Origin of the sequence: Chryseobacterium gotjawalense (assembly GCF_030012525.1) — a bacterium.
Taxonomy (GTDB): Bacteria; Bacteroidota; Bacteroidia; order Flavobacteriales; family Weeksellaceae; genus Kaistella; species Kaistella gotjawalense.
In genome coordinates, this window is the sequence record NZ_CP124855.1 from 1001205 (window position 1) to 1014735 (window position 13531).

The following is a 13531-nucleotide window of genomic DNA, read 5'->3' on the forward strand; positions in this document are numbered from 1 at the left end:
GATATACATAAAAAATACCTGCAATTTTAATCTTCCCGATTCACCAAATCCATCGAAAACGCCGGCAGACAGATTGCCAGATAATCACAAGGGTTTTCAAACGGATTGCTGTAACGGACGCGCGCTCCTTTCTCGATAAGAATGCTTTGTCCGGTTTCTAAAACGACGGTTTCACCATCGATTTCAAATTGCTTTTTCCCTTTAATGATATAAGTATATTCATCGAATTCGGGTGTTTGAAAAGGTTCACTCCAGTTGGGCGGTGCCACCATGTGAGCAATGGATATATCCGAATTCCCGGTGGAATTTCCCCAAATTTCTTCAATGAGTTTTCCATCGGTTGTAGGTACTACGAAAGGAGATTTTTGGATTTTATATTTTGACATAAAGAAGTTTTAAAAGTGATTCAAAATTACGAATTAATCTTTTCCTTTCAGGAATCCACCACGGAAAATAGAGCTCATTCAGAAAATTGATGAACCATTCAGATGAACATTCGGTTCATTATATGTAAATTTATCCTTAATAAAATATAAAATGATGATACGATCCTTATTATTAACAGCAACAATTATGGTTTCAGGCAGTTTATTCAGTCAAAAAATGAAGACCGTTTCTTATCAGGACGGAACTCAAAAACTCAACGGTTTAGTTACCTCAAATGCCGGAAAAAAACTGCCGGGAGTTTTAATTTTACCTGCGTGGAAAGGTATTGACGATGAAGCGAAAGCCGCTGCATCAGATTTGGAAAAACAGGGTTACCTTGTTTTCATTGCCGATATTTATGGCGAAGGAAATTATCCGAAAGACAATGCGGACGCCGCAAAAATTGCAGGTTCCTACAAGCAGAATTATGAAGCGTACCAGAAAAGAATTTCTCTGGCCTTAGACCAATTGAAAAAAAACGGAGCGATTCCTGAAAAGATCGCGGTGATCGGTTACTGTTTTGGCGGAACAGGCGCTTTGGAAGCAGCGCGCGGAAATCTTCCCGTTGCAGGAGTTGTTTCTATTCATGGTGGTTTAGGAAAGGACCAGACCCGAAAAAACGGACCGGTTGCTGCCAAAATTTTAGTTGAAAATCCGGCTGACGACCAAAGTGTAACTCCTGAAGATTATAACAGTTTGATCAAAGAAATGAAGGAAGGAAAAGCCGATTGGCAAATCATCACTTACGCGAATTCTAAACACACTTTTACGAATCCGGAATCGCCGGATTACAATCCTGTGATGGCGAAAAGAGCGTGGAATCACACTTTGATGTTTCTGAAAGAGATTTTGAAATAAGGGAAAGGCTGAGCTTTATTCTTTTAACATACTTTCCATTCGGTCTTTCCCGGTTAAAAAAAATCCTTTTCAAAAAATTATTGAAAAGGATTTAATATAAAGATTTGATTTGGTCTAAAACTGCATTTCGGGAATTTCACCTTCAATAATTAAATCGGCCTCCGTCGATTTTATAATGTCTTCTACAGAAACGCCGGGTGCTCTTTCCAGCAATTTAAATCCCTTGGGCGTTACTTCCAGAACGGCCATTTCGGTGACTACTTTTTTCACGCAGCCCACTCCTGTTAAAGGCAAAGTACATTTTTTCAGGATTTTACTTTCGCCGGCTTTATTCACATGCATCATGGCGACAATGATGTTTTCGGCAGAAGCCACAAGATCCATAGCGCCGCCCATTCCTTTCACCATTTTCCCGGGAATTTTCCAGTTGGCAATATCGCCGTTTTCGGAAACTTCCATGGCACCGAGAATGGTTAAATCTACCTTTTTGCTTCTGATCATGCCGAAACTGAACGCCGAATCAAAGAATGATGCGCCGGGAAGTGTGGTGATGGTCTGCTTTCCGGCATTGATTAAATCCGGATCTTCTTCACCTTCAAAGGGAAACGGTCCCATTCCGAGGACGCCGTTTTCACTTTGAAATTCCACGGAAAGATCGTGAGAAACGAAGTTCGCAACCAAAGTCGGAATCCCGATTCCCAGGTTCACATAATAACGGTCTTTCACTTCTTTGGAAATTCTTTGCGCGATTTGTTCTTTTGTAAGCATGGTAGAAACTTTGACTGCAATTTAAATAAATTTCATTTCATATAAAAATGAGATTGATCCAATCGGTGAGATTTCGCAAACAATCAGAATTATATCAGTAGTTTTGCACCTTATTATTTTACAAAAATGAAAACGCTTTTACATTATTTAAAACCTCATAAATGGTTGTTGATTATATCGTTACTTTTGGCCACCATCAATCAGGTGTTCTCCCTGTTTGGTCCTGCGATTACGGGAAATATCCTCGATCAACTCGTAACGCATCCGAACTTTTTTGACAAAGAAAAACTGTTGCCCAGAAATTTAGATGAATATTTTTATGGATCTGATCTTTACCACGGCGTCTTCTATTTTCTCGGACTTTTAATCGGAACGGCGATGGTAAGCAGAATTGCCAAAGCTTTTCAGGATTATGTAGTGAACGTGATTACCCAAAAATTCGGCGCCAATATTTTTACCGATGGATTACAACATTCTATGGCACTTCCCTACCAGGAATTTGAAGACCAGAGAAGTGGGGAAACATTGTCTATTCTAACGAAAGTCCGGGAAGATTCAGTGAAGTTCATCACGAATTTCATTAATATCTTTTTCGGCATTCTGGTGAGTATTATTTTTGTTTCTATTTATGCAATCCAACTGCATTGGTCGATTATGCCGGTTTATGTGGTGGGAATTCTAATTATTTCTTTCATCACCAATTTACTCAGTAAAAGAATTAAAAATATTCAGAAAACAATCGTTGCAGAAACCAACAGTTTAGCCGGAAGTACGACGGAAAGTCTGCGAAATATCGAAATCGTAAAAAGTTTGGGCTTAACGAAACAGGAAGTTAAACGCCTGAACAGCAATACCTACAAAATTTTAGGATTGGAATTACGAAAAGTAAAAAGCATCCGTTCTTTAAGTTTTATTCAGGGAACGATGGTGAATTTTCTGCAACAGATGATCACCTTCACGTTGCTTTTTCTCATTTTTAAAAATATCGTAACGCCGGGACAATATTTATCTTTAATGTTTTACGGATTCTTTATTTTCGGACCGATGCAGGAAATCGGGAATATTATTATCTCTTACCGGGAAGCACAGGCTTCTTTGAATAATTTCGATACGCTGATGAAAAAACCGGCAGAGCAGAAACCGCAAACGCCGAAACAAATTGGTGCCATCGAAAAACTGGCTTTCAATCATGTCTCTTTTCAGCACCGGTCTGCTTCCTATAAAGCTTTAAATGACATTTCTTTTGAAGTCAAAAACGGCGAAACGATTGCTTTTGTGGGTCCGAGTGGTTCGGGAAAAAGTACGTTGGTGAAATTGCTGGTCGGATTGTACCGCCCCAAAGAAGGGACTATTTTCTATAATAATATCAACGGGAATGAATTCGATTTCGATGAATTGCGGAATCAGATTGGATTTGTCACGCAGGACACTCAACTTTTTGCAGGAAGCATCAAAGAAAATCTCCTGTTTGTAAATCCGGATGCGACGGAAAAAGACTTGGAAATGGCTTTGAAAAAATCGAGCTGTACCGCCTTAATCCAAAGAGCTGAAAAAGGAATAGAAACCATCATCGGCGAAGGTGGATTTAAATTAAGTGGCGGCGAAAAACAGAGAATTGCCATCGCGCGCGCTTTACTCAGAAAACCGCATTTGCTTATTTTCGATGAAGCAACGTCGGCCTTAGACAGCATTACAGAAGAAGAAATCACTTCTACGATTATCGATGTTTCGAAAGAAAAAGAGCAGATCACGGTTCTCATCGCGCACCGGTTAAGCACCATTATGCACGCCGACCGGATTTATGTTTTGGAAAAAGGACAGGTTATCGAGACCGGTTCTCACGAAGATCTACTGATTGAAAAAGGGTTGTATTATGCGATGTGGAGGCAGCAGATTGGGGAGAGGAAAGTGATTTTAAACTAGATATTAAAAATACTGACTCCAATTACTTTTTCACAAAAAAAGATAGACTAGAGCCTATTCTTATAAAAACTTTGCCAAAGTTCGGAACTTTGGCAAAGTTAGTTTCGAAGATTTTCATCTCGTTTCCTCACCGTTCGCAGTTTAATTTTTTTCACCATTTTTTCCGTCTTAAAAATACAACCAAAAATTTTGAATAAATACCAACAATTGGTATCTTTGATTATAAGTTTAAAATGATGGCAAAAAACACATCCATTTTGTTAGGCGATTATTTCGATCAATTTATCAGCCAACAAATTAAATCAGGTAAATATTCCTCTGCAAGTGAAGTAGTAAGAGCTGCTTTGCGAATGTTTGAACATGAAGAAACCAAAAAATCTGAATTAATTAAAGAATTGAAAAAAGGCGAAAAATCTGGCTTTTTAGAAAATTTTAATCGGGAATCTTTTCTGGAAAATCTTCATAAAAAACATGCTGCAGAATAATAATGAAATACACTTATCTCAAAATAGAACTTGATGAAATTTCCCAACCAGAAAAATCTAATTTCTTTATTACTCTTTTAGAAAAATTTCTTTCAACAATAATTCCAAAAGCAAATCCTGATTTTGAAAATCAAATTCAAAATACCAGGAATTGGCTCATCGAATTCAATGAAAATGAGATTCCGACAAGAGAAATAGGATTAAACTTAAATAGTGAAGCTGTTTGTATTGCACCATGGAAAAATAATTATGGTTTTTTAACAGATACGAGTTATGGTCTTCAAGATTTTAAGAATGGTTTCGAATATTCTGAAATTGAAAAGGAATATTTTGATAATCAATGGAATCAGTTTAACGAAAATAATCTTTAATAAATAATATAAAAAAAACATTTTCCATATGAAAAATGTTTTTTTTAGTATCTAAAGTTAAAGAATTTCTAACCTCTTTTCCTCACCGTTCGCTGCTCAATTCTTTTTTCAAATTTTTCACCTTGGAAAATTCTTTGTACCATAATTCCCGGAATATGAATTTCATTGGGATCCAATTGTCCCGGCTCTACCAATTCTTCGACTTCGGCGATGGTGATTTTTCCTGATCCCGCCATTGGAGCGTTGAAGTTTCTTGCTGTTCCTTTAAAAATTAAATTTCCGGCGTGATCGCCTTTCCAAGCTTTTACTATGGAAAAATCAGCTTTGAAAGCGTGTTCCAAAATGTGCATTTTTCCGTCAAAATCTTTGGTTTCTTTTCCTTCGGCGACTTCTGTTCCGTATCCTGCAGGAGTATAGAAAGCGGGAATTCCGCACTGTGCGGCACGGCATTTTTCGGCTAAAGTTCCCTGTGGCGTGAGTTCTACTTCGAGTTCACCGGAAAGCATCTGTCTTTCGAATTCGGCATTCTCGCCCACGTAAGAAGCGATCATTTTTTTGATCTGCTTTTTCTGCAAAAGCAAACCCAACCCGAAATCATCAACTCCGGCATTATTGGAAATACAGGTTAAATCGGTCACATTGCTTTCTACCAAAGCATTAATTGAATTTTCCGGGATACCGCAAAGTCCGAATCCTCCTACGATTAAGGTCATCCCGTCACTGATTCCAGCGATGGCTTCCTGTACGTTTTTTACTCTTTTATCAATCATTTTAGAAATTGTTTCTTAATTAGGTTTGCTCATTTCATCCTGTATACTTTATTAAACCAGTAAGTGTTAACTGGTATTAAGGATTTTTCAGAACTGACCAACATTAGTATCGTTTTTAAGGGCTGTTAAATTTAATAATTTTTCTGGAACTTTTCATCTTGGGCAATTGTCTAATTTTCAGGAGGAAACTTTGCGTGAGGGATGGAAGCGCATCATTTTTTTTGTGGAAGGAGAAGGAAGCGCAAAAAAAACAGAGCGGACAGCCCGACCTAAGTGAGGAAATAGAGTTTCGTCTTCTGACGGGACGTAATGACCGGGCGAAGGGCACGCCCAAGAAAAGAGTAAGGTTGATAAAGTGGTTATTTATTTTTGTAAAGTGTTGGTAGATTGTATTTTTTGTCTTATTTTTGCAGCCTGTTAATCAACCTCTGACGAAAGGCGTGAACGTTGTTTAGCTTGACAAAAAATATTTTTTATAAAAAAAATGGATTTATTACAGTACGTACAAGACAAGTACATTGCAAAAAAAGAATTTCCTAAATTCAAAGCCGGTGATACCATCACTGTGTATTACGAAATTAGAGAGGGTGCTAAAACCAGAACCCAGTTCTTTAAAGGAGTGGTTTTGCAGATCAGAGGAACAGGAGGTACCAAAACCTTTACCATCAGAAAAATGAGTGGTGATGTTGGAGTACAGAGAGTTTTCCCTATGAACATGCCAGCTTTGCAAAAAATTGAAATCGACAGAAGAGGTAAAGTAAGAAGAGCTAGAATTTTCTACTTCAAAAACCTTAGAGGTAAAAAAGCGAGAATTAAAGACGCTGCTTACAAAAAGTAATTCAGTTTACGATATTAGAAAAACCCATCAATTTATTTTGATGGGTTTTTTATTGCTGTAAAGCCAAGATAAACGCTTCTCTTATCTTCCAGAAATTGTCTAAACGCTATGGAATGACAGGCTTTTTTTGTAGATAATTTTTGAGGAAATCCTGGTGAAATTAAATATTACCTCCATAAAAAAAAAACGCTTTGAGTTAACAAGACGGTTTCGAATTATCATTAATAATTTATTTTTTAATCATTAATTTAGAAGAGTAATTCACCCCTAATCCTTCCACTTTTACCACATAAACTCCATTTGGAAGCGCTTGTGTATACACTGCATCACTAGATGTAATTTTCTGACTGGACACTAATTTTCCTGAAGCGTCATAGATCTGAACGTTTACTTTACCTAAAACATTGGCAGCAGCTCTGATAAAGAATTCGTCTTTGGCCGGGTTCGGATATATGCTCATTTCTTTATTTGCTGAGACATTGCTTGTTGCCAAATTCTTACATTCTGCCGGAATTTCGAAATTTTCTACCTGATCTGTTATAATTAGTTTGGATCCTGCAGAAGCGTTTACTCCTAAACCTCTTTTGGCAAATACTTCCCAGATCATACATTTATCTTCGCCCCCTGTTGTGGCAAGTTCTGCTTTTAAAATAGCATCTCTTCCGTCGATAAAAGTTGGGTTGCAGGCCTGTAATTTCAAACCATCAGCAACAAGTTGTAGTGCTCTTGTACTACCGTTGGTTTTATTTGCCATTACATCAGAAGAATACCCGTATTTTTCTACATATTTCCAATGGAGATCCCACAGCATGGTCGCCCATACAAATCCGATTGAGTGAACAGTAGGTGACGTATTAGTTCCCATAGAGTTTGTTGCTCTGTACGTGTAATTATTAACTGCAAAATCGGTAGAATACCTCACTGGCCGAATTCCAACACCCGATATTGATTCCGACGATGCAAAAGTTCCCATACCTCTCGCTACATCCTTTGTAGCCCCAGGTTGATTGGTTAACATTAAAGCAAAAAAATCAGACCAACCTTCACCCATTTGTTCTCTAGAACCAGCACTTGGGTTTTCTGAATCATAAGCGACAAGACAAGAATAGCCATTTCCTGTTAATCTATTAGAAATTCCATGGCCATATTCATGAATAACAATTCCGTTGTCAAAACTTCCATCTCTTGTTTTTTGGGTCGATGCATCATACTTCAAAGTAATATTCACATTTTTTGTGGCTAATAAATTCTTAATATAAAGACCCTCATCATTTTCAATTAAAACTGATGGAATTTTAATAGTAGAATCGGTTCCACCCATTCCTGATGTTGGCTGAGAGTCCGGTAAGTTATAAATAATTGCTGCAGTTGCACCGGCATCTTGAGCAATTTTCACCTTCACGGTAAATCCACAAGTCCCTCTTTCTATCAAACCAATTTTACCCGTTAGTGATCCTGCAGGAAGGGCTGTACACCCATCAGCAACTGAGGCTATTTTCACATCACCGGTTACACCGGTAACAGTTAAAGTGGGTCCAAAAGTAGTTGACACTACATTGGGTACCACTCTACCGATGGCTTCTGAAGGCGTGTTATAAAAAACCCTCTCTACAATGGCACCATCGAAAAGATACATCTGCATTCGCGGTCTACTTCCATCAGAGGGTGTGTAAAAATTAGCGTTATTTCGACCGCCTCCGTCTTGCGCTTCCGCTTGAACATAATCATTCTGCTGACCACCTTTTCCAAAGTTATAGGCCTGAAAATTTCTGGCTGTTTCAGTAAAACCTAAACGATAGAAAATATCATGAACTTTATTATTGATGTAAAATAAATTGGTAATTGAGGCATTTAAATTAAATGTCGCATTATCTGCCATAATAGGAAAATCGAAAACTCTTGAAGTTCCTCCATCTGCAAATTCCCCTTCCACATTTTTGTTGTTTCTATCTTCATAAGCGAAAACATTATTGCCTTTGGTGGTTGTAAAAGATCCCGGAGCGATATTACCACCTACGGTATGCCAGCCATCCGGTGAAGCATCTGCAAACCAAGGATTGATTACCAGAGTACGATCGCCATGGTTAGGACTTTCTAAAGGAAAAGCATACACCCGGTAACTTGCATTTAAAGGAGCGAATGCTGTGGGACCTGTAAGCGCACATTCTATATTTTCACTAGAACCAAAATCTTTGGTAAAGCCTTCCGGAAGATGTCCCGTATAATCATGGTTATATGCATCATGCGTAAACTGACATGAAACAGTTAAATTACTTTTACTTAAAATCTCACCACTTGAAGAGTCCGCAAGAATCAACCAATAATTTGACGTTCCTTTTTCTTCAAAGACAAATTCATAGCACAATTTCAAATCACTGTTCTCGGTTTGAAAATAGATCAATCTGTTTCTTACTGTCGAAACTCCATCTTTCTCTGAATCATTAATCCCAATAAGCTGGTATTGAGTTGCATTTTTCAACCCTATCGCTTGTGCAGCATTTGCAAAAATAGAACTGGTAGAAGAGGCTGAGGCAGGCTTTGCGATACTTGTATAGTTTTTAGCAAAACTATCGTCATAATAGGTAATCTTTTTATCTTTAATTAAAGCGGTACCGATTGCGTTATAAATGGGGATTCCATTATAAGACTGTTGGATTTTCACCACATCGCCTTTCATTGAGGTAGAAAAATCTTCATTAATGATCTCGAAGTTCTTTAAATCAGCTTTCATGAAATTATTCTGTGCAGAAATATAACTCTGAATAATCGTTTTAAAATCCTGCGAATTCGCGTTCCCAAAAGAGAACAGAAAGCATACGGCCGCAATTTTCAAAGGTAAATTTCTATTTTTCATATATATTATTTATTTGTCGCCGAATTTATAAAAAAAATAGACATATTTTGAATTTTTACCACAAAAACACCAATAACGTTCACATTTAATTTTAAACAGGCATGCAGGCTCCTGTGGATCAGATACTAATTCGCGGCTGTAAATATAGATTTTCATCGATTTTAGCACCTTACAGGACAAATTCAGTAAAAACTCACACATAACCTAAGAAATAATTCTGCGAAAAATGAGATCAGTAAGAGTATGAATATATTTCCAAAAAAAAATGAGCTGTCTTTCGACAGCTCAAATTCTATAGTTTGAAAATTAAGGCTTATTTACCTTCCATTTTCTTTTTCAATTCTGCTAAAACATCTAAATCACCTAAGGTTGATTTTTCTTCGTTGTTTGAAGAACCTGTTGATTTGTTAGATGAAGTATTAGATGATGCTTCTCTTACATTTTTCTTTTCTTCGTCTCTGAAGATTCCTGTATGAGAAACCACTACTCTTTTGAATTCTTTGTTGAATTCGATCACTTTGAAATCAGCGCTTTCTCCTTTCTTGATTTTAGATCCGTCTTCCTTCTCTAATAATCTTGATGGACAGAATGCCTCAACTTCCAGATCTTCGAACTGAACCTGAGCTCCTTTGTCGAAAACTTCAGTTGCTGTTCCTGCGTGTACAGTTCCTTCAGCATATTTAGTTTCAAATTTATCCCAAGGATTTTCCTGTAGTTGTTTGTGACCTAAAGATAATCTTCTCGCTGCTGTATCTAATTCCAGAACTACAACTTTCAATTGATCTCCAACTGCACAGAATTCTGATGGATGCTTGATTTTTTTAGTCCAAGAAAGATCAGAAATATAGATTAGTCCGTCGATACCTTCTTCCAGTTCTACGAATACACCGAAGTTAGTAAAGTTTCTTACTGTTCCTGTGTGCTCTGAACCTACTGGATATTTAGCTTCGATATTGGACCATGGGTCTTGGCTTAATTGCTTCATACCCAAAGAGATTTTTCTGTCTTCTCTGTCTAAAGTTAAAACTTCTGCTTCAACTACATCTCCTACTTTTACGAAATCACCAGCACTTCTTAAGTGTGTTGACCAAGACATTTCTGAAACGTGAATTAAACCTTCAACACCTGGAGCAACTTCTACGAATGCACCGTAATCAGCAAGTACTACTACTTTACCTTTCACTTTGTCTCCAACTTTCAAGTCAGCAGAAAGAGCATCCCAAGGATGAGCTTCTAATTGCTTCATACCTAATTGGATTCTTGTTTTCTCGTCATCAAAATCAAGGATTACCACTTTCACAGTCTGCCCGTCTTCCAGGATTTCTGATGGGTGATTAACTCTGCTCCAAGAAAGATCTGTAATGTGGATTAATCCATCTACACCTCCTAAGTCAACGAATACACCGTAAGAAGTAATATTCTTAACAGTACCTTCTAATACCTGACCTTTTTCTAACTGAGCGATGATCTCTTTTTTCTGACCTTCGATATCTGCTTCGATTAACGCTTTGTGAGATACGACAACGTTTTTAAATTCCGGGTTGATTTTCACAACTTTGAATTCCATTGTTTTACCTACGAACTGATCGTAATCTTTAATTGGTTTCACGTCGATTTGAGAACCTGGTAAGAATGCTTCAATACCATGTACATCTACGATCATACCTCCTTTCGTTCTTGATTTTACAAAACCGTTTACGATTTCTCCAGTTTCGTGAAGTTCGTTAACTCTATCCCAAGCTTTCAAGATTCTAGCTTTTCTGTGAGATAATTGTAATTGACCTGATTTATCTTCTCTTCTGTCAACCATTACTTCAACCTCATCACCTGCTTTAAGCGCTGGGTTGTAACGGAATTCGTTTAAAGAGATTACTCCTTCAGATTTGAAGTTGATGTCAACAATCGCTTCTTTATCCGTAAGTCTTACAACTTTACCAATAAGTACGTCGTTGTCCTGAAGATTGTTAAGAGATCCGTTATAGATTTCTTCTAGATCACTTTTCTCTTGTCTGGATTCTGCATCTAGACCTGATTCAAATGAATCCCAATCAAACTGTTCTGGAGCTACGTTTTGGTTCAAAAGAACCTCTGCTTTGTCTGTCGTTTCTGACATAATTAAATAATTTGTATTCTCTATCTTTCAATATCTGGCTTACTGTGGTTGTTTGAAAAATACAGAAGATGTTAGTTGTTAATGTTTTACCTTAGCCAAATGCTTCCACAAAAAGTGGTGCAAAATTACGCTATTATTTTACAATACCTATTATTAATAATGAAATTTATGATGATTTTATGATAAAAAAAGACTTTAATAAATGCATTCTCTTACCTTTGCAAAATGGAATTAAAGACAATCTATCAAAACCTGCAGATTCAGGATCTGAATCAAATGCAGAAAACTACTTATAAAGCTTCAGAAAACCACAAAGACGTTATTCTTCTTTCGCCCACAGGATCAGGGAAAACACTGGGTTTTCTATTTCCGATCCTAAGAAATTTAAAGAAAAACACCACCGGAATTCAGGCGATTATTTTAGTGCCGTCCCGGGAATTAGCGCTACAGATTGAGCAGGTTTTCAAAAGCATGGGCACTGATTACAAAGTTACGGTTTGCTACGGCGGTCATGATAAAAAAATAGAAGTCAACAATTTAATTGAAGCTCCTGCAGTATTAATAGGAACTCCAGGGAGAATCGCGTACCATCTGAAAAATAACAATTTCGACCCTTCAACCATCGAAACAATGGTTTTAGATGAATTTGACAAATCACTGGAATTTGGTTTTCATGATGACATGAGTTTCATTATCAATGAAATGCCGAATCTTTCGCAAAGAATATTGACTTCTGCCACCGCAATGCCGGAAATTCCGGAATTCACCGGAATCGATCGTCCTGAAAAAGTTGATTTTCTGAAAGTATTAGAAATAAAACCAGATTTTCAACTGCGGAAAGTAATAACTACTTCAGAAGAAAAGTTAGAAACGCTATTTACTTTACTGTGTAAAATCGGAAATAAAAGAACCCTCATCTTTTGCAATCACCGGGACGCGGTCGACCGTATTTCGGAATTATTAAAGGAAAAAGGAATTTCTAGAGAAACTTTTCACGGCGGAATGGAACAGGACGAAAGAGAACGTGCTTTACTCAAATTCAAAAATGATTCCTCCCGGATTTTAATTACAACAGATTTAGCTTCCAGAGGTTTAGATATTCCTGAAGTAGAGTCGATTGTCCATTATCAATTACCTCCAAAAGAAGACGCGTTCGTTCACAGAAACGGAAGGACTGCCAGAATGAATGCAAAAGGTTTTGTCTATTTAATAATGACTGAGGATGAAAATTTCCCTTTCATTAAAAAAAATACGCCCGAAGAAATTCTTACCCAGGATTATAAAATGCCGGCCAGAACACCTTTTCTCACCATTTATATCAGCGCTGGAAAAAAAGACAAAGTGAATAAAGTGGACATCGTAGGTTTTTTAATTAAAAAAGGAGAACTGCAAAAAGAGGATATTGGACTGATTGAAGTAAAAGACACCACTTCTTATGTCGCGGTAAACCGGCAAAAAGTGGTTGCTTTGCTTAAAAAATTAGAAAACCAAAGACTGAAAAATAAAAAACTTAAAATCGAAATTGCTTACTAAAAGAGCCACGAATACACGAATTTTCAGCCAATTGGATGACAATAAAAAATACTCACCTGATTTCTAAAAAATCTATAAATTTTTTATTCGTGTATTTGCGGCAAAAATGACCGACAAAAAAATAAGTTTGCCCTGAACATGAGCACATATTCTATTTATAAAGTCTTAATTTTTATGTAATTTTGTTTTTTCACCTGTTTTCAAATGAAAGTTAATTTACCAGATAAGCTCTATTACTCTATTGGCGAAGTTTCCAAAGCTTTTGATGTCAATGCTTCGCTGATTCGTTATTGGGAGCAGGAGTTCCCTATCATAAAGCCCAAGAAAAACAAAAAAGGAAACCGATATTTCACACCTGAGGACATTAAAAATCTGAAAATAATCTATCATTTGGTTAAAGAAAAAGGCTATACGCTCGACGGTGCCAGAATCGCTTTAACGACCAATTCTAAAATCTCTGAAACCGTCTCTATGATCGACCGGTTACAGTTTGTAAAAGCTGAATTACAAAAATTAAAAGAATCACTCGTTGAAAGACCCGAATAAAACTAGTCATTTCCGTATTTAAAAAACAGGTGTTTTTCACTATTCC

Annotated in this window: 12 protein-coding genes; 7 read left to right on the forward strand and 5 right to left on the reverse strand. The window is 37.0% G+C overall.

Annotated features, from left to right (window positions below; all coding sequences use genetic code 11):
• Nucleotides 1-26: 26 nt before the first annotated feature.
• Nucleotides 27-386, reverse strand: a complete 360-nt coding sequence (locus QGN23_RS04520) for a cupin domain-containing protein (RefSeq protein WP_282905828.1) — start codon at nucleotides 384-386, stop codon at nucleotides 27-29.
• A 154-nt stretch (nucleotides 387-540) separates the two neighbouring features.
• Here QGN23_RS04520 and QGN23_RS04525 point away from each other — a divergent pair, with 154 nt between their 5' ends.
• Nucleotides 541-1284, forward strand: a complete 744-nt coding sequence (locus QGN23_RS04525; protein WP_282906362.1) for a dienelactone hydrolase family protein — start codon at nucleotides 541-543, stop codon at nucleotides 1282-1284.
• Nucleotides 1285-1398: 114 nt separating this feature from the next.
• Here the strand turns inward: QGN23_RS04525 and QGN23_RS04530 are convergent, their stop codons facing one another.
• Nucleotides 1399-2052 carry a CoA transferase subunit B gene (locus tag QGN23_RS04530; RefSeq protein ID WP_282905829.1) on the reverse strand — a complete coding sequence of 218 codons (654 nt, stop codon included), beginning with the start codon at nucleotides 2050-2052 and terminating at the stop codon, nucleotides 1399-1401.
• Between the two features lie 126 nt (nucleotides 2053-2178).
• On the opposite strand from QGN23_RS04530, the gene QGN23_RS04535 reads away from it, so the two are divergent.
• From QGN23_RS04535 to QGN23_RS04545, 3 genes are all read left to right on the forward strand, one after another.
• Nucleotides 2179-3975, forward strand: coding sequence for an ABC transporter ATP-binding protein (locus tag QGN23_RS04535; RefSeq protein WP_282905830.1), 1797 nt, complete (start codon nucleotides 2179-2181; stop codon nucleotides 3973-3975).
• A gap of 236 nt (nucleotides 3976-4211) precedes the next feature.
• A complete protein-coding gene (locus tag QGN23_RS04540; protein ID WP_282906363.1) occupies nucleotides 4212-4460 on the forward strand; it encodes a type II toxin-antitoxin system ParD family antitoxin in 249 nt (82 codons plus the stop codon).
• A 2-nt stretch (nucleotides 4461-4462) separates the two neighbouring features.
• Nucleotides 4463-4831, forward strand: coding sequence for a hypothetical protein (locus QGN23_RS04545; protein ID WP_282905831.1), 369 nt, complete (start codon nucleotides 4463-4465; stop codon nucleotides 4829-4831).
• A gap of 68 nt (nucleotides 4832-4899) precedes the next feature.
• Here QGN23_RS04545 and QGN23_RS04550 read toward each other — a convergent pair whose 3' ends face one another.
• The gene (locus QGN23_RS04550; protein ID WP_282905832.1) at nucleotides 4900-5601 is read right to left on the reverse strand and encodes a CoA transferase subunit A; all 702 of its coding nucleotides are present in this window, start codon (nucleotides 5599-5601) and stop codon (nucleotides 4900-4902) included.
• A gap of 484 nt (nucleotides 5602-6085) precedes the next feature.
• On the opposite strand from QGN23_RS04550, the gene rplS reads away from it, so the two are divergent.
• Complete coding sequence (rplS, locus tag QGN23_RS04555; RefSeq protein ID WP_282905833.1) at nucleotides 6086-6439, forward strand: 50S ribosomal protein L19; 354 nt, start codon at nucleotides 6086-6088, stop codon at nucleotides 6437-6439.
• 229 nt (nucleotides 6440-6668) lie between these two features.
• Here rplS and QGN23_RS04560 read toward each other — a convergent pair whose 3' ends face one another.
• Both QGN23_RS04560 and rpsA read right to left on the reverse strand, forming a co-directional pair.
• Nucleotides 6669-9293 carry a T9SS-dependent M36 family metallopeptidase gene (locus tag QGN23_RS04560; RefSeq protein ID WP_282905834.1) on the reverse strand — a complete coding sequence of 875 codons (2625 nt, stop codon included), beginning with the start codon at nucleotides 9291-9293 and terminating at the stop codon, nucleotides 6669-6671.
• 313 nt (nucleotides 9294-9606) lie between these two features.
• Nucleotides 9607-11406 (reverse strand): 30S ribosomal protein S1, encoded by a 1800-nt coding sequence (gene rpsA, locus QGN23_RS04565; protein ID WP_133440745.1) that lies wholly within the window; start codon nucleotides 11404-11406, stop codon nucleotides 9607-9609.
• A 225-nt stretch (nucleotides 11407-11631) separates the two neighbouring features.
• On the opposite strand from rpsA, the gene QGN23_RS04570 reads away from it, so the two are divergent.
• Both QGN23_RS04570 and QGN23_RS04575 read left to right on the forward strand, forming a co-directional pair.
• Entirely contained in the window at nucleotides 11632-12939 is a 1308-nt protein-coding gene (locus tag QGN23_RS04570) for a DEAD/DEAH box helicase (protein WP_282905835.1), read from the forward strand.
• Between the two features lie 204 nt (nucleotides 12940-13143).
• The gene (locus tag QGN23_RS04575; RefSeq protein WP_282905836.1) at nucleotides 13144-13485 is read left to right on the forward strand and encodes a MerR family transcriptional regulator; all 342 of its coding nucleotides are present in this window, start codon (nucleotides 13144-13146) and stop codon (nucleotides 13483-13485) included.
• Nucleotides 13486-13531 lie beyond the last annotated feature (46 nt).

Bases quoted from the DNA above. Each gene is read 5' to 3' on its own strand.
- QGN23_RS04545 (WP_282905831.1), top strand. From the start codon at position 4,463: ATGAAATACACTTATCTCAAAATAGAACTTGATGAAATTTCCCAACCA.
- rplS (WP_282905833.1), top strand. From the start codon at position 6,086: ATGGATTTATTACAGTACGTACAAGACAAGTACATTGCAAAAAAAGAA.
- QGN23_RS04530 (WP_282905829.1), bottom strand. From the start codon at position 2,052: ATGCTTACAAAAGAACAAATCGCGCAAAGAATTTCCAAAGAAGTGAAA.
- QGN23_RS04525 (WP_282906362.1), top strand. From the start codon at position 541: ATGATACGATCCTTATTATTAACAGCAACAATTATGGTTTCAGGCAGT.
- QGN23_RS04540 (WP_282906363.1), top strand. From the start codon at position 4,212: ATGGCAAAAAACACATCCATTTTGTTAGGCGATTATTTCGATCAATTT.
- QGN23_RS04520 (WP_282905828.1), bottom strand. From the start codon at position 386: ATGTCAAAATATAAAATCCAAAAATCTCCTTTCGTAGTACCTACAACC.
- QGN23_RS04570 (WP_282905835.1), top strand. From the start codon at position 11,632: ATGGAATTAAAGACAATCTATCAAAACCTGCAGATTCAGGATCTGAAT.
- QGN23_RS04575 (WP_282905836.1), top strand. From the start codon at position 13,144: ATGAAAGTTAATTTACCAGATAAGCTCTATTACTCTATTGGCGAAGTT.
- QGN23_RS04535 (WP_282905830.1), top strand. From the start codon at position 2,179: ATGAAAACGCTTTTACATTATTTAAAACCTCATAAATGGTTGTTGATT.
- QGN23_RS04550 (WP_282905832.1), bottom strand. From the start codon at position 5,601: ATGATTGATAAAAGAGTAAAAAACGTACAGGAAGCCATCGCTGGAATC.
- QGN23_RS04560 (WP_282905834.1), bottom strand. From the start codon at position 9,293: ATGAAAAATAGAAATTTACCTTTGAAAATTGCGGCCGTATGCTTTCTG.
- rpsA (WP_133440745.1), bottom strand. From the start codon at position 11,406: ATGTCAGAAACGACAGACAAAGCAGAGGTTCTTTTGAACCAAAACGTA.